Source organism: Myxococcus sp. NMCA1, from assembly GCF_026810205.1.
In the GTDB taxonomy this organism is placed as follows: Bacteria; Myxococcota; Myxococcia; order Myxococcales; family Myxococcaceae; genus Myxococcus; species Myxococcus xanthus_A.
The window spans coordinates 3,663,584-3,684,618 of the sequence record NZ_CP113950.1 but is presented as its reverse complement, the minus strand read 5'-3'; the positions used below and the strand labels follow the sequence as shown (position 1 = coordinate 3,684,618).

Genomic DNA, 21,035 nt, shown 5'->3' with positions numbered 1-21,035 from the left:
GGACGGCGCTCACTCCTTGTACGGTGGGAGATCCGCCAGCCGGATTTGAATCTTCGTCTCCTCGCCCGGCTTGATGGGAGCCGACAGGAGCCGGCTCACCGACTCCACCCCCGTCGGGTCCACCACGCGCAGGCGGTAGACCCCCACGGGCAGCGGGAATTTCTTCAGCGGCGTGGTGCCCAGCTCCGTGGCGCCGTCGAACACGGCCGCCCGCGGCACCGTGTAGAGGGTCATCCACCCCAGGCCCGCCTTCGCGGCCCCCTTCGCCGTGCTGGTGTCCAACACCTCCGCCATTCCCTCGGGATCCTGCGTCACCGTGGTGACGGGCTCGGCCGCTGGATGGGCCTCCGCCACGCGAGGCGCCGGCTCACGCGGAGGTGGGTTGGCCTGCGCGGGCGGCGCGGCCTTGGCACTGACAGGTTCGGCCTCTGCCTTGGGGGTGGCCGCCCACCGCGCCGGCGAAGAGGCGCCTTCCTTCGCTTTCCGCCCGGGCGGGGCCTTCGTCGGAGCCTTGGCTTCAGGCGCGCCTTCCACCGCCTCCTCGCCACCAGCGGCCTGCTCGGCCTGGGCGACAGCCTGGGAAGGCTCGGAAGGTGCCGATTCCTGCTCGGCCCGACGGAAGCCCGGCGGCGGGCCCGCCTGCCGCGGTGGCCAGGGCTGGTTCGCGGGGTCCTCCGCCGGCGGCGGATTCAGCTCCGCGCTCACCCACGCCTTGGCGGCTTCGAGGCCCGGCAGGAGCTGCGCGCGCACGGCGGGCAGCGTCGCAGCCCAACCGAGGCCTCCCAGCAGGAAGAGCAGGAAGAGCCGACTGGCCCAGCGCGACGGCGGACGGGCGGCGGGCGTCTCCACCGGCGTGTCCGAGGCCCGGGACGTCTCGGGGCGCGCCGACCGTCCGGAGGCCCGCTCACCGTCCGCGCCGGGCCGCTGGGGCCGGGAACGGAAGCGCTGCGTCTGGAGATCGCTCGGCTCGTCGAAGGATTCGGACTCGGCCGGGGCCTCCTGCCGGGCAGTGGGCCGCGGCCGAGGTGTACGCGCGGCCGGCGCGCTGTCCTGACCTCCGCGCGGCGTGCGCGAAGATAGAGGGGCCGCATCACTGGTCCGGCGCTGGGGGGCAGGCTTGGGTGCGCTCCCGTTGCCGGCGACTGAGGGGCCACGCAAAGCCACGCCGCCCTCCGCCGGACGGCGCTGGGGCACGGGCTTGGGCGCGCTCGAGGGCCGAGCCGAGGGCGAACCAGGCCGGACGCGCGGGGCCGACACCTGCGACGTGGGGGCGGAGTCGGCGCTGTCCTCCTGCTGGAGGGCACCCGCCGCCTCGCTGACGCGGGCATCCTCCGCGCGGCTGGCCAGCTCCAACAACGTGCGCGTCTTCTGGCGCTTGTCGGCGAAGAGGTCGCCCATGACGGCGGTCATGCCGTCCTCGTCGAAGAGCTCCGAGCCGAGCGCCGCCTCAATGGCGCGCGCCATCTCCCGGCAGTTGGTGAAGCGCTGGGACACGTCCCGGGACAGCGCTCGCGTCACCACGGCTTCCAAGGCTTCGGGGACGTCCGGGTTGATGCCGCGCAGCGGAGGCACGTCGGCCTCCACGATCTGCATCATCACCGCCGCTTCGTGCGGCCCGCTGAACAACCGCTGGCCACTCAGCAGTTCGTGCAGCATGACGCCCACGGAGAACAAGTCACTGCGGCCATCCAGGGTGGCCACGCCTCGCACCTGCTCCGGGGACATGTAGCCACTGGTCCCCTTCACCGTCCCCACCTGCGTGCGGCCCAACCGTCCGCGCGCCTTGGCGATGCCGAAGTCGATCACCTTCACGACGCCGTCGTAGGTGAGCATCACGTTCTTCGGAGACACGTCGCGGTGCACCACCACCGCGGGCCGGCCCGACGGGTCCGTGAAGTGGTGCGCGTAGTGCAGGCCCAGGCAGGTATCGCGAATCACCCGCCCGACGAAGCCGAGCGGCAACGGGTAGCCCTGGCGCGTGGAGGCCTTCACCACCTGCTCCAGGTTCTGCCCGGGCAGGAACTCCATGGCAAGGTACAGCTCGCCGCCCTCCTCGCCCAGGTCGAACACCTGACCGATGTTCGCGTGCGAGAAGGCCGCGGTGATGCGCGCCTCGTCCAGGAACATCTGGACGAATTGCTCGTCCTTCTTGATGTCCGGGAGAATCTGCTTCACCGCGACGAACTTGCGAAATCCCCCAGGCCCCGAGGTGTAGGCCAGGAACAGCTCCGCCATCCCCCCTATCGAGAGGCGCGTGAGGATTTCGTATTTCCCGATGCGCCGCCCCCGATCGGGATCGTCACCGGCGCCACCCTGCATGGACATTCGGCGCGGCATGTTATCCCCCGCATGGGTCCGAGTCGACCTTCGTGACGACCCCTTCCTCGACGGGTTGGAGGGGGGCTCCGGCACACCGCGTCCGGGACTGGCACCGGCTGGCCGCCAGCCCGTACGCCGGCCGGAGTGTCCAATGGCCGATGGCCACATCGCGCGATTCCCCGTGACGGAAGGGGGCGTGTTCTCATACCAGCAAGTCAGATCAGGAGGCTCATGGAAGACACCAACGGCTGCCCCGGACGTGCCAGGCGCGTCGCATACTCCGGGCAAGGCGAATCCAAGCAGGACACCGCGGACCAGCTCCGGCTGTTGATTGAGAGCGTCACTGACCATGCCATCCTGACGCTCGACCTGGATGGGTACGTAGCGAGCTGGAACCCGGGCGCCGAGCGCATCAAGGGCTACCGCGCGGACGAAATCCTGGGGCAGCACTTCAGCCGCTTCTATCCGCCCGAAGCCGTGGCGCGGAACCGGCCGCGGCACGGGCTCGACGTGGCGACGCGTGAGGGCCGCTTCGAGGAGGACGGCTGGCGCGTCCGCAAGGACGGCAGCCGCTTCTGGGCCAACGTCGTCATCACGGCGCTGTATGACGAAACAGGGCAGCTGCGCGGCTTCGGCAAGGTGACGCGCGACTTTACCGCCCGCTACCAGGCCCAGGAGCAACGGGAGATGGAGCGCCTACGGGAGGCGCTTCGCATCCGTGACGACTTCCTGTCCGTGGCGTCCCACGAGCTGCGCACCCCACTCACCCCGCTGCAACTGAAGCTGACGGCCATGCGCCGCGCCGTCGGCAGCGCCCCGGGAGGCATGCTGCCGAGCGAGCGCGTGGAGCGCGACCTCGACGTCGCCGTCCGCCAGGTGCGCAAGCTGGTGGAGCTGGTGGACGACCTGCTTGACGTGTCACGCATCAGCGTGGGCCAGCTGACCCTGGAGCGCGTGCCCGCGGACCTCGCGACGCTGCTTCGAGAGGTCATCGCCCGCTACCTGCCACAAGCCAGCCAGCTCGGAAGCATCGTGGAACTGGACGCGCCGGAGCCCGTGCAAGGCGAATGGGACATCCGCCGGGTGGAGCAGGTGATGACCAACCTCCTCTCCAACGCGCTCAAGTACGGAGGGGGCAAGCCGATTCACGTCAGCCTGCGCGCGGAAGGCGGCATGGCGCTGCTGAACGTTCGCGACGAGGGCATCGGCATCGCACCGGAAGCGCTGCCCCACGTCTTTGACCGGTTCATGCGAGCCGTGTCCGGCCGCAACTACAGTGGCCTGGGGCTCGGCCTCTTCATCACCCACCAGGTCGTTTCGGCGCACGGGGGCGACATCCAGGTGTCCAGCGTGCCGGAAAAAGGGAGCACGTTCAGCGTCCGGCTCCCGCTCGGCCCCACGTAGACACACGCCATGGGACGTCCCTGTCAGGTGCTCAGCGCACGCACCCGGCCCGCGAGGTTCTGGGTGAAGAGGCGGTAGATGCGCAGCGCCGCCGCCTCGTGCGTATCCACGAAGCGTTCGAAGTCGACACGGCTGATGCGCAGCGCCCGCACGGAGGTCCGCGCACGGACATGGGCGGACACGGGCCCGTCCTGCACCAGGGAGATTTCCCCCAGGTACGCCCCTGGCCCCAACGTGTTGAGGTGCCGGGCGTCCTCCTCGGGTCCGCTGAAGACGTCCACGGAGCCGTCCATCAGGACGAAGAGCCCCACGCCGGGCGCGCCCTTCTCCAGCAATACGGCGCCGGGCGCGATGACGACCTGACGCGCCAGCCGGTAGAGGTCCTTCATGTCCTCCAGGGAAAGCTCACCGAAGATGGGGATGTCCTTGAGGAACCGGTACCCGTTCGCCGCGGGCGCCGACGCGCCTCCGGAACGGCGGATGAGCATGGCCTCCGCTTCCGCCTCCATCCCCATGCGGCGCAGCAGCCGGGCCTTCTCCGTCACCAGCGCCGGGTCCCCGCGCGCTTCCTCCGAGCTGCTCACCGCGTCCGCGAGCACCGCCAGCGCCCGGTGCGTGAAGCCCTCCGCGTCCAGCAACTGGCAGATGCGCAGCACCGCCTCCACGAAGCGCGGGTCCTCCGCGCGCACGCCTCCGAGCGCCTCCACCTCCGCGTGCGCCTGCCCCAGCTCCTGGTAGAGCGTGGCCGCCTCGAAGGGACGGTCCAGGCGCACCAGGCACTGCGCCATGGCTTCGCGCGAGCCCATCTCCCGATAGATGGCCAGCGCGCGCTCCAGCGCACCACCTCGCTCGAAGGCGGCGGCGGCGCGCTCGGCCTCACCCGCGCGGAGGTAGCTCTCCGCGGCGGCCATGTACTTGCCACTCTGGAAGTAGAGGTCCCCGGCGGTGGCGTCCTCGCCCTGACCATCCATCAGCCGTGCCGCTCCCAGGAAGTCCCGCGCGCGCCGCAGCACCTCGACGAAGCCACGGCGCTCCTTCGCCGGTCCCCGTTCAGCTTCGTGACGGATGCGCTCGCGCTGCGCATCGCCCAGCTCCTCGTAGAGCTGTGCCGCCCGGTCCGTGTCCTCCAACTCGACCAGAGAGCGCACCGCGCGGAGGGCACCCTCCACGGGCGTGCGCAGTCGCCCGCTCCCCTCGCCCTGGCCACCTGCTGACTCTGACATGTCGGGTCTCCCGTTCCGGTGAGACCGGCCAGCAGGGGTGCTGCCAAAGCGTTGCGCCCCTTCCCGGCCTGCCCCCTCTTCGCCCAGAGCCTCGCATTGAATGCCGGGCCTGCCAACGCCTGCCGCGAAAACGCAGGCGTCAGTCCGCGTCCCGCGCCCGCTCCCCCAGTTGCCGCTGGGAGGCATTCCTCCGCCACGCGTCCTCCAACAGCTGGCGGACCAGCGCCGGACGCGCCGCGGCAACGCGCACGAGCAGGTACTCGGGGTACCCCGCGTAATGTTCGGTGATGTAGCAACTGTCCGGCTCGGCCTGCATGAGGTCGTCCCGCACGCCGGGCTCCACCTTCACCACCAGCGACTCACCATCCTCGTGGAAGCGGGCGATGAACTTCTTGCGCACGCGGAACGCGGGCGTCCCGAAGGATGTGCCCTCCTCCATCCCCGGTAGGGCCAGCACCAGCGCGCGCACCGCGTCGAATGTCAGCCCTTGCGTACCACCACCGCGCATCGCGCGGCGCCTACCCCGTGTCGCCATGGCGCATTCCTACCAGAGGCCCAGGCAAACACGGCAGGTAGCGCGCCGTGCTGAAACACCGCGAACGAACCGCCCCGTGAAATGACAGACATGATTTCATCCCCGGGCGGATGTGGCGACGTGATGACCCGCGCTGTCATGTCTGTCATTTCATCAGCACGACCGCCCGCGCCGACATGTGGGGTCCGCGACACTCCGAGTCCGCTGTGACACAGCACCTCTCAGCCGAGAAGGTCCAAACAGCCTCGACTAGCGGTAATCCCGGAGACGCCGCGCCTTCGCGCGGGACCTGCCTCGCTCCCAGAGCGGGCGGCCAACAACCACCCCCCCAAAAAAATGAGCCCGGGAGAGAACCGTTCGGATGTCGGCCCCCGTGATATCTTGACTTCCATGTCTGCACTGGATCGGGCTCGGGCCGCACCCTCCTCGCCGGACGTGAAGGGCGAATCGCAATGGAGGATGGAAGTCGAAGGTGGGAGTGACACGCCGCTGCACGTCACGCTGCCCTACGAGCACGCACGCCGGGGCTATGACGCCTCCACGGTGCGCCGGTTCCGGCTCACGGTAGCGGAAGGCCCGAACATGGGGACGACGTGGGAGTCCACGGGTGACACCTGCTCGGTGGGCTCGCACCCGCTGAACGACTTCGCCGTGGAGGACTCCACGGTGTCCCGGTTCCACTGCGAGGTGCGCATCGGGCCTCGGGGCCCCCAGGTGAAGGACCTGGACAGCCTCAACGGCGTCATCGTCGACGGCGTGCAGGTGGTGGAGGGCGTGCTGCGCAGTGGCAGCCTGTTGCGCCTGGGCCGCGTGGTGCTGCGCTTCGACTTCAGCGCGGAGAACAACCGCCTGCCGCTGTCGGAGAACTCGCGCTTCGGCACGCTGGTGGGCGCTTCCGTGGCCATGCGGGGCTGCTTCGCGATGATGGAGCGCGCGGCGGGCCGCGACGTGACGGTGCTGCTCGAAGGCGAGACGGGCACCGGCAAGAGCCAGGCCGCGCTGGCCATCCACCAGGCCAGTCCCCGGCGTGACGCCCCCTTCCTCATCGTGGACTGCGGCGCCATCCCCGCGCACCTGCTGGAGAGCGAGCTGTTCGGCCACGAGAAGGGCGCGTTCACCGGCGCCGTCCAGCGGCGCGCGGGCGTCTTCGAGGAAGCCGACGGAGGCACCGTCTTCCTGGACGAGATTGGCGAGCTGCCTCCGGAGCTGCAGCCCAAGCTGCTGCGCGTGCTGGAGAACCGCGAGATTCGCCGCGTGGGCAGCAACACGTATCAGCCGGTGAACGTGCGCCTCATCGCCGCCACGCACCGGGACCTCCGCGCGGAGGTCAACGCGGGCCGGTTCCGCTCCGACCTCTTCTTCCGGCTCGCGGTGCTGCGCTTGCTGCTTCCGCCACTGCGTCAGCGTCCGGAGGACCTGCCCATGTTGGTGGAAGGCATCCTCGACCTGCTCGGCGCGGACCGCGAGCGCACGGCCGCGCTGCGCACGCAGGACTTCCTGGCCAGGCTGCGGCACGCGGCGTGGCCCGGCAACGTGCGCGAGCTGCGCAACTACCTGGAGCGCTGCCTCGTCTTCGAGGAAGCAGTAGAGCTCTCCGAGGAAGAGGCCCACCGCTCCGGCCCACCCGAGGTGGACCCCTCGCAGCCGTACGCCGACCAACGCCGTCACGTCGTCGACGACTTCGAGCGCCGCTACCTGCGCGCGCTCCTGGAGAAGCACCAGGGCAAGGTGGCCCAGGCCGCCGTCACCGCTGGCATGGACCGCGTCCACCTCTACCGCCTGCTGCGACGCCACGGCATCAAGCCGTGAGCCTCACCGCGGGCGGCTGACGCGCCAGCACCCCAGTCCCGCGGCGGACACGGGTGTCGCCAGGAAGGCCGTTTCCAGGCCCTCGAGCGCACGCGCGGTCGCCACCAGTTCCGTTCCTGGTGGCTCCGCGACCCAGCCCGGCAGGTGCAACAACCCGCCGCCGCCGTCCTCGCGAGGCAGCTCCGCGACGTGAACGGTGATGGCCAGGTCCACCGGGCGCGGCGCCTCGCTCGCCGCCACGAACTCCACCAGGGCCAGCGCGGCGTGCAGCACTCGCGCTCGCGCGGCCTGCTCCGCCCCTGCTTCCGGCGGCAGCGGCGCGAAGGCCAGCAGGCAACCGCTCCCCTCCAGCCGCACGTCCAGCCCCGCGGCGCGCGCGGCTCCCCCCACGCGCTCCAGCAACACATCCAGCCGCTCCAAGGACGAAGGTTCCACCGCGCCGTGGAGCCGGGCTTCCGCGTACAGCGCCACGGCGAGCGTGGGCTGGTCCTCCGTGGGACTGCCCTTCACCGCGCGCCGGAGCGCGTCGATCCAGGCATCGATGTCCGGGTATCGGTCCTCGCGCCGCTTCCCCATGCTGCGCAGCACCACGGCATCCAGCGCGGCAGGCACCGGGGCGCGCTCACTGGGCCGAGGAGGCGGCGCATTCAGGTGCAGGTCCTCCACCTCGTGCCGGGTGGCGCCCTGGAAGGGCGGCTGCCCGGTGACGAGTTGGAAGAGCAGCACGCCCATCGCGTACAGGTCCGTGCGGGCGTCGGGCGGCTCGCCGCGAATCTGCTCGGGCGCCATGGACAACGGCGTTCCCAGGGAGACGCCCGTCAGCGTGAGCGTGGACGCGCCCGGCGCATCCGGCGTCAGCCCCTTCGCGACGCCGAAGTCCACCAGCTTCACGCGCGGCGCTCCACCGCCCGTGCTCATGCGCACCACGTTCTGGGCCTTCAAGTCCCGGTGCACGACACCGGCCTGGTGCGCGGTGCGCAGCGCGCCGCCCACCTGCTCCAGCACCTCCAGCGCCTCTCCCGGCGACAGCGGCCCGCGCGAAGCCAGCTCCGCCGCGAGGTCCCTCCCCTCCAACCACTCCATCGCGATGAAGGGCCGCCCGTCCGCGAGCGTGCCGTAACCAAGCACGTCGACGATGTGCGGATGGCGCAACCGCTGGAGCGTCTCCGCCTCCCGATGGAAGCGCCGCAGGGCGACGTCCGAGGGCTGCGGGAGCAGGACCTTCAGCGCCGCGGGCGCACCCGTGCGGACATGTCGGGCACGGTAGAGCGTGGAGACAGGCCCCCGGTAATGGACCTGCTCCACCAGCCAGTCCGATACCAGGGCGCCAACACCCAGCTCCTCGCCATAGAGGGCCTCTTCGTCACCCGACGCCATGCGGCAGAAGGCCTACTTCTTCCGAGGGAAGGGAAAGGGCAGCTCCTCCACCGGAGGCAGCGGTTTGACGGGCACCGATGCACGCCCGCAGGACTGGGTGCGCTGCTCCTTCGCCACCGTATCGCACGGGGCATGGAGGTAGGTGGTCACCGACTGCGTCCACAGCACGTTGGCCTGGTCGCGGCACGCCTCGTAGTCGCCATCCCCCGGCGTGAGGGGCCCGTCCTGGATCGCGCACTTACCGGCCACGGGCGAACTGAGGGACGTGAAGCAGGGCCCCGTCACGCGCGCGGCGCAGTTGGCGCCCGACGAGGGCAGCGCGCAGACGCGGTTCGCCGCGTACGCCGCCCCGCTCGACCAGGCCGGGTCGTAGCAGGAGAACATCTTCCGGTAGATGGAGCCGCGCACGATGACGTCGGCGCCCACCACCACGTACTGCTTCTTGTCCCCCTCACCAATTTCCACGACGTCCACCTCCGCCCCCAGCTCTTTCGGCAGGAAGATGTTTCCGTAGAATGCGCCCTCGCGCACGGAATAGACCTGCTGCTCGGACAGGCCATAGGTGGACGCGGAGTCCGGATGCGCCTCGACGTTCGCCAGCCATTCCACGGTCGTGCTCGAAGCCGGCGCGGTCATCACGCTGTAGTAGCCCCCGGCCGGGCAGGTGAAGGAGACCACCGGCACGGCGGGCGACCCCGCGCAGGTCCCTGTCGCCTCGCCCAGGTTGCGCGCGTCGAAATGGTCACACCCCGCGATGCCCTCGCACACGCGCAGGACAGCGGGCCCATTCACACTGGAGCCCAGTGTGGGAGACGGCCCCGCGCAGGACAGCGGACCGCCCGCGCCCACCACGACGGTCGTGGAAGGCGTGCAGCCGCCAATGCCATCCGGCGTCCAACCGCAGTCACGCTGCTCGCCTGATTCGCCCAGGACACAGTCCCCGAAGCTGGCCAGCGCATCGCCCGTGATGGGGACGTGTGCGGCTGGGCGCGTCTTCGCATCCAGCGTGTAGATGTTGGGTCCCGACGAGTCGAACTGGTGCTCGCCGCGCATGGACAGCTCCACGCGCCGTCCCTCCGCGTTGTTGCGCGCCAGCACACAGGCGGAGACACGCTCCAGGCAGCTCCGGGTCGGTGGGGAGTCGGCCCAATCGGGGCAGAGCCCCGCCTGTCCAAGCCATTTCCGGACACCGGGGCTGGGATATCGCGGGTCGTAATAGGCAATCTCCTGTTCGACCGTCAGCGCGCAGCCCACCAGGTACTCCATGAACCGCTGCGCATTGGGGTCATGCAGCCGCCGGCGCGTGTTCGCGTCGCCCAGCGTGGGATGGAACAGCTGCACGAGCGCCGAGGTCCCCAGCAATTGGTTGGAGTCGGCGTTGGTGGAGATGGCGTTGAGCACCAGCGCCTGCGTCGTGAGCGAGTTGGCGATGCGAATCTCCGACGCCTGCGCCCCTACCCTGGGCGTCTCCTCTTCATGGGGCCCGGTTCCGCAGCCCGACAGGGCGAAAAACACGAGCGAGGAAACCGCCAACAGGCGAGGCGAACCAAGGGCCATGAGACGTCCTCCAAGAACGACGGAAGGAAGGAGAGCTGCCTCCTCCCAGCAAGCATGTGCCGAGCCAGCCTGGGAGGTTGTATGAGGTGCCATGAGAGCAGATCTGCAGGCGGCATTCGCGTAGCGCTTCACGTCACACCGCCGCCGGACAGTGACATTTCTCGCTACACGTCGGAAAGGGCAGCCCGCAGGGACTCCAGGCGGGCCCGCCACAGGGGAGCGCCCTCCTCCACCGCGCGCTCGGCCCGGACCACCCAGGAGCGAGCCTCGTCGGCACGTCCCGCCTGGAGCGCACCCCGGGCCGCCTGGAGGAGAATCTCCGCCTTCTCATCCGCCGAAGCCAGGGTGTCCGCGTCGTCCGCCAGGGCCAGCCACGCCTCCCGCGCCGACCCGCCGCCCCGTGCGTCCTGGACCTGTAGCTCCACCAGCCTCCGGATGACGGCGGTGGGCGGCAGCGATTCGGGCGGACAGTGGGAGTCAATCCACCGGAGCTGCCGCGTCGCCTCCTCCAGGTCGCCCAGCGCGGCGGCCATGCGCGCGAGCAGCAACGCATCCACCGGGACGGGGTGCTCACGGAAGAAACGCACGCCCAGTTCGTGAACACGCCGGGCCAGCGGCAGCGCCTCCTCCAGACGTCCTTGCATGTAGAGCACCTCGGCGAGGTTGAAGGTGGACCAGCGCTCCACTTGCGCATGGCCCAGCTCGCGGCCCAGCGCCATCGCGCGGCGCAGGTCCTCTTCCATCCGAGCCACATTCCCCAGGCGCAACCACAGCAGCACACGGTTGATGAGCGTAGCGGCCCGGTGCAGCGCGTCCCCGGCCTGCTCGCAGCGCAGCAGTGCCATGTCGAAGCGGGTCGCGGCTTCGTCGGTCTGGTCCAGGAACGTGAGCGCCGAGCCCAGCAGCGCCAGCGACACCACGAGCGTCTCGTGGTCTTTCGCCCGCTCCGCGCCTTCCACCACGCCGGTCAGAACGCGCACGGCGGCGCCCCACTCCCCCAGCCGGACGTGGAGCCTGCCCCGGGCCAGCGAGCAGCGCAGGGACAGGCGAGGCTCATCCAGCCGCTCGATGCGTTCCAAAGCCTCACGTGTACAGGCCGACGAGCCCTCCACGTCCTCCATCCAGTCGCGGGCGGTGGCTTCCTCCAGCAGCAACTCCACCTGCTGGGCCTCGTCACCGCGGGCCACGGCCAGTGCCCGCGCCGCGCCCAGGTCCGCCAGCCCCTCCCGGAAGCGCTGAAGCCGGTGACGGACGCGCCCACGCCCCGACAACGCCAGGGCCCGGCGCTCCACATCTCCCTCCGGCAACAACGCGAGCGCGCGCGTGTAGTGCTGCTCCGCCTCGACGGACAGGTGCGCACGGCGCGCGGACTCCGCGAGCGAGAGGAACGCGGTGATGGCCTCCGCATGAGCACCACAGGCCGCGGCATGGTGGGCCCAGCGACGGCGCTCGGCCATCCCGTCCCGGGGCGTGGCACGCAGCGCCGCGGCGTGGAGGACGCGACGCGAGGAAGCCGGCAGCAACGCCTCCAGCGCCTCGCGCAGCAAGGGGTGACGGAAGGCGAAGTGGCCCGGAGCCGTGGGCCGCAACAGCCCCGAGCGCGCCAGCCGATGGAGTCCGGCCCCCGCGTCGAGCGACGTCACGCGCGCCATCTCCTCGCTCGGCTCCAGGTGTCGCAGGGCGGCATCCACACGGGCCACCTCCACTTCCGTGCCCAGCACCGCGCACAGCCGCGCCAGGATTCGGTGTGCCGCGGGGAGCCCGGCCAACGCCCGCGCGGCGAGTCGCTCGAAGAGCGGCGTCACGGAGACGTCCAGCAACGCGTCCGGCGCGATGTACCACCCGCCTCCTGGAGACGCCCGCAGTGCCCCCGCGGCCCGCAGCGCGCCCGCGAGTTCCACCAACGACAAGGGGACGCCCTGCGCCAGCTGTTCCAACCGCGCCAGCACCGGCTCGGGGACGTGCTCGGCGGGGCGCAGCAGATGCAGCAACAGGGAACGGCTCGCCTCGGGCGTCAGCGGCGGCAGTGCGATTCGCGCGACACGGGCGCTGCGCTCGCCCAGGTGCGGTCGCAACCCGAGCAACGCGGGTCTCGCGGCGACGCAGACCCAGAGCGGTGCACGCACACCCGCCAAGGTGGCGACCTCCAGTGCATCCAGGCTGGTGGGGTCCGCCAGGTGCGCGTCGTCGACGAGCAACACGCGAGGGGCTGCCTGGGCCTGTCGCTGGAGTCCCTCGGCGAGGCAGCGCGCGGCTGAGTGTCGCTCATCCGCGAGTGGAAGCGTTGGTGCCTGGACAACGCGGGCCGGCTCGGCGGTGGCCCGCAGCGCGTCCAGCAGCGACTCCGAGGACGCGGCGTCCGGAGCGGGCGCGCGGAGCCGCACCACGAGACACCGCCCCGCGGCCTCCAGCCGGGTGGCCAGTGCCTCCAGGACGCGGGACGTGCCGTGCCCCACGTCACCCGTGAGGACGCACAGCCCTGGGACACCCTCCTCGATGCAGCGTGATGCCTCGGCCTCCAGCGCCGCCAGGACGGCATCGCGGCCGGACAGGGGCGGTGCATCCGCAGAGGACGTGGCCGCGCCCCCGTCGTGCAATCGCAGGCGCGCGCCATCGGGCGAGTGCTCCGTGGCGCCCGGCCCCAACCTCGCCGCGGCGGAGGCAGTGACGCGCGCTTCTCCCAGGGCGAGGTCTTCCGACCACCAGTCTCCCGCGGACTCCAAGGCAGGCCCCGCGACCCGCGTGGTCGTGGCGCCCGGAAGAACGTGCAGCCGCGACAGGTGCAGGACGGTGGCGGCCTTGCCCTCCTCCATCAGCTTGCGCGCCACCAGTGCGCCCGCGCGAAGGTTGGCCTCGGCGGACAGGGACTCGGAGAACGCGACCAGATAGCCCCGTGCGCGGACGCGCGCGAGCGTGCCGCCCTGAGGCTCGAAGGTCAGCCGAAGCACATCGACCGGTATGTCCGCGCGGACGCCCAGCAGCGCGACCCACCGCTCGCCGGCCCCCGGCCCGGACGACGTGGGCACTGCGGCGGGCGCGCCCTCCGGCGGAGCCATGGACAGGGACTGGCTGCACGCGGCATCGAAAGCGGCGAGCACATCCGAAGCCCGCGAGAAACGTTCGGAGGGCGCCTTCGCCAGACACCGCGACAGCACCGCGTCGAGCGCCGTCGGCGCGGTCGCGCGCTCCGACACCCGGGCTGGGCGAAGGCTGACGTGCCCGTGGCGAATCTCCTCGGCGCCACCGATGAAAGGCGGCGCGCCGGTGAGCAACTCGTACAAGAGGACGCCCAGTGCGTAGACATCCGCGGCGGCGCCGGCCTCCCGCGCGTCCAGGCACTGCTCAGGTGCCATGTAATACGGCGTGCCCAGCCGCTGCCCCACGAGCGTCAAGCCCTCGGGCTCCGGGCGCTCTCCGTCGTCAGGTGCGTCCAGGAAGCGCGCGAGCCCGAGGTCCAGCAGGCTGAGCGCCCCACCCTCACGCAGGAAGATGTTCTCCGGCTTGAGGTCGCGGTGGGCCACGCCCGCGGCATGGACGCGCTCCAAGGCGGCGCAGAGGCCACTGAGCAATTCGCGCACGCTGGGCACGGACGCCGCGCCCGAGCCCGGCAACGCCGCCATCCACGCGGCGAGCGTCTGGCCATGCAGCCGCTCCATGACGAGGAACGGCCGCCCTCGGACAACCCCCGAGTGGTGAAGCGTGGGCGTCGTCGGCGCGCCGATGCGGCGGAGCGCGGCGGCCTCCCGGGCGAAGCGGTCGCGGTGAGGCGGCCGTCCCACCTTGAGCGCGACCTCACGGCCATCCTCCTCGCGGTAGGCGGTGAAGACGTGTGAGAAGCCGCCCGAGCCCAGCAAGGCCGCGGGGCTCAAACCTGGCACGTCCGGGAGCGGGAAGGGCTCCGCGTCAGGGCCAGGCGACGAAGCGCGCTGGCCATGCACAGGACACACCGCGCCGGTGGCGAGACGGCGGTGGCAGACCGGACAGCGCATGGGGTGAAACGAACGTTACCAGAGCGCCTGGCTCAGGACGATGACAACCCCCATCAACCCTTCGCCCGCGATGAGGCCGGCGGCCAGCGTCACCACCCGCCCCTCCTGGGCCCCTGGATTCGCCCTGCGGGCCAAGGCCGCCGCCACCCCGCCCAGCAAGAACCCCAGCGCGGTGGACGCCGGCAACAGGCAGGCCAGGCCCATTCCCAGGGGCGACGGCACCCAGTGCCGCACCCGTTCGGGAAGCAGTCGCTCCGTCAGTGTGAGGACAGCTGCGGCGAGCGCGGCCCAACCGAGCGCCGCGCGCGTGCCCGGCTCCAACCCCGAGAGGCCCGAAGCTAGCACCTGGGCGATGCTGGCGGTGACCGTGGCGGCGGGTGCGGGGAAGCGCTCGCCCCCCAGCGCCGAACGGTCCGGCACCAACAGGAAGAACAGCGGCACCACCGCGGCGGCCCCCACCGCGCAACCCACGAGCTGCGCCAGGAACACGCGGCGGGGATGGGCCCCCAGCAGGTGTCCCGTCTTCACGTCACTGAGGAGGTCCGCCGCGGACGACGCCGCGTTGACGGTGATGCCCGCGGTGGCGAGGTTCGCCTCCACGTTGCGCGGCAGCAGCACGCCATAGGTCATCTGCGTCACCTGTCCCAGCGGGCCCACGGGCGTGACGTCCGTCTCCCCCGTGACGCGGCAGGCGATGAGACACAGCACGAATGACAACGCCACCGCGAGCGCGGCGTGTGGCAGCGGAACGCCAAAGCCCACCTTGGCCACGGCGAGCGTGGCGGGCATCAACACGACCAGGCCCGCCAGCAGCCAGCGTCCCGGCACCTGAAGCGCGTCCACCGGATGGGGCGCCACGGAGGGACGTTTGAAGAGTCCCTTCAATGCGCGCCCCAGGACGCGGCCCTCCAGCGCGAAGTGCAACAACGACGCGGTGGTGAGCGCCGCCGTCCCGGGCCAGAGACTCCAGGCGAGGAAGTCTCCATCTGGAAGCAGCAGCCCCGAAGCGAACACGCGCGGTGCCACGACTCCGTGGATGAGCAGCGCGCCCAGGAACCAGGACGCCGTGAGCCGCAGTCCCAGCAGCGCGCCCGCGCCCAGCGGAAGCAGACTCGTCTCGAAGCCGAAGCCCAGGCGCTCCAGTGACATCCCGCTCAGCGTTCCGGGGAAAGGAAACACGTAGGGCAGGCGGCCCAGCCCATCCCTCACCAGGGTGACGAGCGCGGCGACACCTCCGCCCAGACCCAACATCGACAGCCGCGGACGGGACGACGCGCCCGTGGTGTGAAGAGCACGGATGGTCGCCGCCGCGGCCGTGCCCGTGGCGAACGGAAGCTGCTCATGGTCCACCAACTTGCGCTTGAGGGGCACCGCGAAGAGCACGCCCAGCGCGGACAGGAGGAAGGTCCACGCGAGCAACGCCCACCCGGGGGGATGACTGCCCGTCGTGAGCAACCACGCGCCCTGAACGGACACCAGGGCGCCGCCTGTCGCATAGCCCGCGGACGAAGCCACGGCCTGCGCGGAGCACGTCTCCAGCGGCGAAAGCGGAGCACCCGCGACGCCCGGCGCCACGCGCCGCATCGCTCCGTGTGCCGTGTGCGCGAGCAACGCGGCGGTGATGGCCACGGGAAAGGCCACGGCCATCTTCAGGCCCGCGTAGAGGTTGGTCGCGCAGGTGATGGCACCAATGCCACTTCCGAGCAGCACCGCCCGCAGGGTGAGCTGCGGCACCCGGTCCCCCTGGAAGACCTCGCGCAGCCAGAAGGTGTCCAGGGCCTCGGGGGAATCCCCCGGGATTCGCAGCAGCGTCAGCGGTGCCTGCGCCGGTGTCACTTCCTCGGAGGCAGCTTGGGGGACGGGCTGAGACATGGGCCGTTCCATCTTTTCATTCCGAGGCCATTGGGGACGAGCCCCCTTCCCCATTCGTCACCACGGGACGCAGGCGCTGTACGCCCAGCATCAGGAGGTACCGGTCGGCGACACCGGGCAGGTAGCGCTCCAGGTGAAGCCCATCGGGACGGAATCCCAATTCGGCCAGGAAGCGGAACACACGATGCGCGGCCTGGTCATCGCGGACGGCGCACTCCAGCGTCGCGAACAGGGTCGGCGCCATCTCCTGCAGCCGGCTCCCGAGAGGCAGCCGCCTGCGGGGTTTGATGCGGAAGCCCACCTCGCCCAGGAGCTGCCCATCCACCACGTCGAGCGTGCGGACGTAACCACTCGTCAGCACGGGGATGCCGCGGCGCTCGAGTTCCTTCTTCCACCCCGGCACCGCGGCGCGGAACGCCAGGGGCCCGGGCGGAGCAGTGACGGGGAACCACGCGAGCACGGACGGCTCGGCCCAGTGCTCCAGATGGACCCGCGGCCCCGACGACGCGCCGAGCCCCCGGAGGTACTGGTCAGCCAGTTGGAGCGAGAGCAGCCGCGCGGACAGGTCCTGCCTCCACGACATGAGCATCGTCTCGCGCGTCCGTGCGTCCTTTCGGAGGAACTCACGGATGGCGGAGAGGGAGATGCCCGCGGCGCGCAGGCTACTGATGAAGCGTGCTTCGCCGACCTGCCCGGGAGAATAGGCGCGGTAGCCATTCGCGCGCCGTGCGGAGGGCAGCAGCAGGCCCTTGCGCTCATAGAAGCGCAGCGCGCTCGGTGCCAGGCCACAGCGGTCCGCGAACTGGGAAATCGTCAGCATCCGGCGGCTTTCCCTTGAGGTTGAACCAGCTTCAAGGTGGAGGGTTCGGAAACCATGAACGTTTCCATCGTCTCCCGAGGTGAAATCAAGCTGGTGGGCATCAAGGTGGTCGGCCGGCGCAGCGAACTGAGCCACCGCGTCCCGCTGGCGTGGCTGGAACTCCTCACTCGCTTGGATGGACTGTCCGGAGTGGTCGACCGCGACGTGTTCCATGGCTGCGTGCCGGGCAGCGACCACGAGCAACCGGGCGATGACCCCTTCTACCAGTACTGGGTCACCACCGAGGTCCGAGGCCTCGACGCGGTCCCAGAAGGCCTGAAGGCCCTGACGATTCCCGCGCGCGACTACGCCATGACGCCGGTGCAGGGCACGGCGGACGCCATCAACGCGGCCTACGGCCGGCTGGCGACTTGGCTTCAGGCGGAAAGCAGGCGCTCAGACCCTGCCGCCTACGTGCTGGAGCGATACGACCAGCGTCGACAGCCCGTGACGCCGCCGTACCAGCGCTTCGATTACGAACTGCTCACGCCCCTGACGCCCTGAGCGACTTCTCCCAGGCTCCGCCAACGAGGAGCGCGGGCGCGGGCACCGAGCAAGTGCCCGCGTCAAACCGTGTGCACGACAACAGACGATTGTTCGTCGGACGCGACGACACCACCGTAACGGCGCTACGCGCGAGAACTGTCCGGGCGCGACGGCATGACCTGAGCCAGCACTTCCGCCCGGGGAAGCCCATCCACCGCACCGAGCTTCTCCACGACACGGGCCCCGACCTCACACGCGAACGTGGCCAGCGCCACCAACTCCTCACCTGTCGCATCGCGCAGCCCCTCAGCGCCGCCGTACCAGCGCACCAACCCCTGCAACAGGCCCGCGACGAAACCATCGCCAGCACCGGTGGTGTCGACAACGCGCGTCTGCGGCGCCTCGACGTGGATGCGCTCCCCCTTCCACAGCAGCAGCGCGCCACGCTCGCCCAGCGTCACCACGGGCAGCGGCACGCCCATCGCGGCCAGTCGCGTCAGCGCTTCGTGGGGCACCTCCGTCCCCGTGACGAAGCCAATCTCCTCCTCGGAGAGCTTCACCACGGTGCACAGCGGTAGCATCCGCGTCAGCAGGCCCTTCAGGAGAGACGTGTCCTCCCACGCATGCAGCCGCAAGTTGGGGTCACAGCTCACGATGAGCCCCGCGTCGCGCGCCAGCCCCAGCATCCGCACCGCGGCCTCCTGCGCCTCCGGCCACTGGAGCGAGTTGGAGCCACAGTGCACTGCCTTCGCCCCCGACAGGAACGCCGCGTCGACATCCGCCTGTCCCAGCAGGAACTCAGCGGAGCGTGTCCGGAAGAAGGTGAAGCTGCGCTCGCCCTTCCCATCCAGGGAGATGAACACCAGCCCGGTGCGGGCCTCCGCCGTCTGGCGCAGGTGACTCACGTCCACGCCTTCCGCCGCCAATCGCTCGCGAAGGAAGTGCCCGAACTCATCCGCGCCCACCACGCCCAGCATGGCCGGACGCAGCCCCAACCGGGCCAGCCCCACCGCGACATTCGCCGGCGAGCCACCGGGGCACGGATGCCACGCGGGTACGTCACGCACGCGGTGCCCTGGAGCCGCCGGGAGGAAGTCAACCAACGTCTCGCCAAAGCACACGACATCCAGCGGCGGCATGAGCCCCTCGCTTCCGAACTTCGTCAATCCAGGCCCACCTGGGCCATGAAGTCCACGCTCTTGAGGCGGCGACCCAGGTGATGGGCAATGAAGACATTGAGCAGGCCGCGAGCACGCGCGCGCAGGTCCGGCGGCAGCGGCGTGCGCGCCCCTTCCTGGAGCGCGCGCAGGCCCGACAGCAGCGCCAGCGGCACCGCCACGGACTCTCGCGCACGGGCTCCACACGGCTCACACACCGCGCCGCCATGGGCCTGGTCGAAACGAGGACGCTCGCCCGGAGCGCCGCCACACAGCGAGCACGAATCAAACCGAGGCATCAACCCCGCGTGCGCCAGCGCGGACAGCTCGAAAGCCAAGAGCGACGTGGGCCCGGCCTCCTTCGCATCCAGTCGCGTCAGGTACGACTCCAGCAGGGCGAACAGCTCCGGCTGCGGCTCATGGTCCCGCGTCAGCTCGCGGCACAGCTCCACCGCGTACAGGGCCCGGGCAATCAGGGACAGGTCCTCGCGCGCCGCATAGAAGCCCGCGACGATGTCCGTGCCGTCCAGCCGCACCGTGCTGCCGCGCGTCTCGACGATGTGCACGCGAAGCCGCATGAACGGCTCCAGCGCGCCGGCGAAGCGCCGCTTGCTCTTGCGTGCGCCCGCAGCGAAGGCCGTCAGCTTCCCATGCTCGCGCGTCAGCAAGGTGACGAGCCGGTCGGACTCGCCATAGTCCACCGAGGACAGCACGAGCGCGTCGTCGTCGTATCGCTCCATGGAGATGCTTCAACGCGCGAGCGGATTGGGAAGCTTTCCGCTCAGCACCAGGAACAGGTACACGCCCAGGAGCAGGGCCGCCAGCAGCACGGACAGCCCCACGTAGGCCCGCTTGCGCCGCTCCTGCTCCAACTGCACGGGAGATGGCGCCGGGACGGACTTGTCCACCTCCTCGTAGCGCAGCACGGCCTCTTCCGGAGACATGCCGATGACCTGCGCGTACGCGCGGATGTAGTTCACCACGAAGATGCGCGAGGGCAGCCGTTCCACCTGACCGGCCTCGAGCGCGGTGATGAGTGTGGGAGGAATCTTGGTCTCCCGCGCGACGTCGTCACGCGAGAGCCCTCGGAGTTCTCGCTGCTGGCTCAGGTATTTGCCGAAATCGACGTGGTCCACGGGTCCCCAGATACCCAACGCGCTAGAGCTTTTCCAGCAGCCTCCGGCAGTCGTCCTTCAGCACCTGTTCACCAGCTTTCGCCTTGGTCTCACAGGTGGCGAAGGCTGCCTTCGCCGCATCGACCTGCCCCAGCTTCGCCTGGCAGACGCCCTCACGCATGTACGCTTCCGCCACGTCCGGGCAATTCTCGCGGTAGTGCGTGAACTGGCGGCACGCCTCGGAGGTGCGCCCCGTCTCGTCGTAGATGAGACCCAGGTTCTTGTAGCCCAAACAGAAGTTGGGGTTGGTCGTCACCGCGGCCTTGATGCTCTCCACCGCGCGCTCCGGCTCGCCCTTCTTGTAGTACGCCCACCCCAGGTTTCCCTGGGCGATGAAGGGCGTCGGGTAGAGCATGTCGTTGAGGACCAACTCATAGAGTTTGATGGCGTCGTCGTAGCGGCCCTGGTCCAGGTGCACGTTGGCGAGGTTGGTGCGCGCCTCGGAGAAGTCGGGGCGAACCTCCAGCGCCTTGGTGTAGTGCTTGACGGCCTCGTCGGGACGGCGGAACGCCAGGTGCAGCAGGATGCCCATGGCGTTGTTCGCATCGGGGTAGTCCGGGTCGTTCTTCAGCGACAGCTGCAGCTCGCGCAGCGCCTCCTGGAGCTCGCCGGCCTGCTGGGCCTGCAACGCCAGGTCGTAGTGAATCTCGGCGCTCCGCTTCTCCTTCTCCGTGGGCGTGTGGGAGCAACCGGAGGACACCAGCAGCAGCGCGAGCGAACAGGACGCGGTGGAAAGGCGGAACATGGGGAGCGGCTCTCGACGAGGGTGAGGGGGCGGTGACTCAGAAGGCGGCCAGGAAGCGGCCCAGGGTGGTGGTGACGTTCTTCTTCTCCTCGGCGCGCGCCACAACGGCGGGCACGAGCGTCGGGTCCTTGAAGAACACCGGCAACGTCTTGAGCTGCTCGTCCTGCTGCTCGGGGGCCATCGCGCGCCAGTTGGCGTCGTCCATCATGAACCCGAGCGACTCCACGAAGGCCAGCGCGTCCCCCTCGTCGTCGCGGTACTCATCCGCTGACACGTTGCGCCGGCCGGACAGGTACACCGCGCAGTCCGCAGCCTCCGCAAGATACAGGTACACGAAGACAGCCGCGGTCCCCTGCCCTCCCCGGAGGCCCACGACGAAGGCCTGCGCCGGACCTGCCTGCTTGCCCGGAATGGCCACGTGCGGCGTGTTGAGGGAGGTATGCAGCGCCAGGATTTGTTCCCGCGTGGCGGGCAGCCCGCGGTAGCGCTCGTCGAGGTTGAACACGGTTGTCTCCGTTACCCGAAGCC

16 protein-coding genes are annotated in these 21,035 nt (G+C 70.4%); 3 read left to right on the top strand and 13 right to left on the bottom strand.

Annotated features, from left to right (window positions below):
• Window positions 1-9 precede the first annotated feature (9 nt).
• Window positions 10-2,325 (bottom strand): serine/threonine-protein kinase, encoded by a 2,316-nt coding sequence (locus OZ403_RS15790; protein ID WP_268784876.1) that lies wholly within the window; start codon window positions 2,323-2,325, stop codon window positions 10-12.
• Between the two features lie 225 nt (window positions 2,326-2,550).
• Between OZ403_RS15790 and OZ403_RS15785 the strand changes: the two genes are divergently transcribed.
• Entirely contained in the window at window positions 2,551-3,723 is a 1,173-nt protein-coding gene (locus tag OZ403_RS15785) for a PAS domain-containing sensor histidine kinase (RefSeq protein WP_140798231.1), read from the top strand.
• A 23-nt stretch (window positions 3,724-3,746) separates the two neighbouring features.
• Here OZ403_RS15785 and OZ403_RS15780 read toward each other — a convergent pair whose 3' ends face one another.
• Window positions 3,747-4,946 (bottom strand): cyclic nucleotide-binding domain-containing protein, encoded by a 1,200-nt coding sequence (locus tag OZ403_RS15780; protein WP_140790818.1) that lies wholly within the window; start codon window positions 4,944-4,946, stop codon window positions 3,747-3,749.
• Between the two features lie 139 nt (window positions 4,947-5,085).
• Window positions 5,086-5,481, bottom strand: coding sequence for an MmcQ/YjbR family DNA-binding protein (locus tag OZ403_RS15775; RefSeq protein WP_268784536.1), 396 nt, complete (start codon window positions 5,479-5,481; stop codon window positions 5,086-5,088).
• Between the two features lie 459 nt (window positions 5,482-5,940).
• Between OZ403_RS15775 and OZ403_RS15770 the strand changes: the two genes are divergently transcribed.
• A complete protein-coding gene (locus OZ403_RS15770; RefSeq protein WP_174258785.1) occupies window positions 5,941-7,290 on the top strand; it encodes a sigma 54-interacting transcriptional regulator in 1,350 nt (449 codons plus the stop codon).
• A gap of 3 nt (window positions 7,291-7,293) precedes the next feature.
• On the opposite strand, the gene OZ403_RS15765 is transcribed toward OZ403_RS15770, so the two are convergent.
• The 5 genes from OZ403_RS15765 to OZ403_RS15745 all read right to left on the bottom strand — a co-directional run bounded on the left by OZ403_RS15765 (window position 7,294) and on the right by OZ403_RS15745 (window position 16,905).
• Window positions 7,294-8,667, bottom strand: coding sequence for a serine/threonine-protein kinase (locus OZ403_RS15765; protein WP_268784535.1), 1,374 nt, complete (start codon window positions 8,665-8,667; stop codon window positions 7,294-7,296).
• Between the two features lie 12 nt (window positions 8,668-8,679).
• Complete coding sequence (locus OZ403_RS15760; protein ID WP_268784534.1) at window positions 8,680-10,224, bottom strand: hypothetical protein; 1,545 nt, start codon at window positions 10,222-10,224, stop codon at window positions 8,680-8,682.
• A 164-nt stretch (window positions 10,225-10,388) separates the two neighbouring features.
• Window positions 10,389-14,213, bottom strand: a complete 3,825-nt coding sequence (locus OZ403_RS15755) for a serine/threonine-protein kinase (RefSeq protein ID WP_268784533.1) — start codon at window positions 14,211-14,213, stop codon at window positions 10,389-10,391.
• A gap of 15 nt (window positions 14,214-14,228) precedes the next feature.
• Window positions 14,229-16,085: an OPT family oligopeptide transporter gene (locus OZ403_RS15750; protein WP_174258784.1), complete on the bottom strand. Its 1,857-nt coding sequence runs from the start codon at window positions 16,083-16,085 to the stop codon at window positions 14,229-14,231.
• A gap of 16 nt (window positions 16,086-16,101) precedes the next feature.
• Window positions 16,102-16,905, bottom strand: coding sequence for a MerR family transcriptional regulator (locus OZ403_RS15745; protein ID WP_268784532.1), 804 nt, complete (start codon window positions 16,903-16,905; stop codon window positions 16,102-16,104).
• A gap of 54 nt (window positions 16,906-16,959) precedes the next feature.
• Between OZ403_RS15745 and OZ403_RS15740 the strand changes: the two genes are divergently transcribed.
• On the top strand, window positions 16,960-17,448 hold the full coding sequence (locus OZ403_RS15740; protein ID WP_140874752.1) for a GyrI-like domain-containing protein: 489 nt from the start codon (window positions 16,960-16,962) through the stop codon (window positions 17,446-17,448).
• Between the two features lie 125 nt (window positions 17,449-17,573).
• On the opposite strand, the gene OZ403_RS15735 is transcribed toward OZ403_RS15740, so the two are convergent.
• The 5 genes from OZ403_RS15735 to OZ403_RS15715 are packed head-to-tail and all read right to left on the bottom strand — an operon-like array spanning window position 17,574 to window position 21,012.
• Entirely contained in the window at window positions 17,574-18,596 is a 1,023-nt protein-coding gene (locus OZ403_RS15735; RefSeq protein WP_268784531.1) for a carbohydrate kinase family protein, read from the bottom strand.
• Window positions 18,593-19,327 carry a DNA repair protein RecO gene (gene recO, locus OZ403_RS15730; RefSeq protein ID WP_140790800.1) on the bottom strand — a complete coding sequence of 245 codons (735 nt, stop codon included), beginning with the start codon at window positions 19,325-19,327 and terminating at the stop codon, window positions 18,593-18,595. The genes OZ403_RS15735 and recO overlap by 4 nt, the downstream gene beginning before the upstream one ends.
• A gap of 9 nt (window positions 19,328-19,336) precedes the next feature.
• Window positions 19,337-19,723: a helix-turn-helix domain-containing protein gene (locus OZ403_RS15725; protein WP_011553135.1), complete on the bottom strand. Its 387-nt coding sequence runs from the start codon at window positions 19,721-19,723 to the stop codon at window positions 19,337-19,339.
• A gap of 22 nt (window positions 19,724-19,745) precedes the next feature.
• Window positions 19,746-20,507, bottom strand: coding sequence for a social motility TPR repeat lipoprotein Tgl (tgl, locus tag OZ403_RS15720; protein ID WP_140790799.1), 762 nt, complete (start codon window positions 20,505-20,507; stop codon window positions 19,746-19,748).
• A 37-nt stretch (window positions 20,508-20,544) separates the two neighbouring features.
• Window positions 20,545-21,012 carry a social motility and stimulation tgl protein gene (locus OZ403_RS15715; protein WP_140790797.1) on the bottom strand — a complete coding sequence of 156 codons (468 nt, stop codon included), beginning with the start codon at window positions 21,010-21,012 and terminating at the stop codon, window positions 20,545-20,547.
• Between the last annotated feature and the right edge of the window lie 23 nt (window positions 21,013-21,035).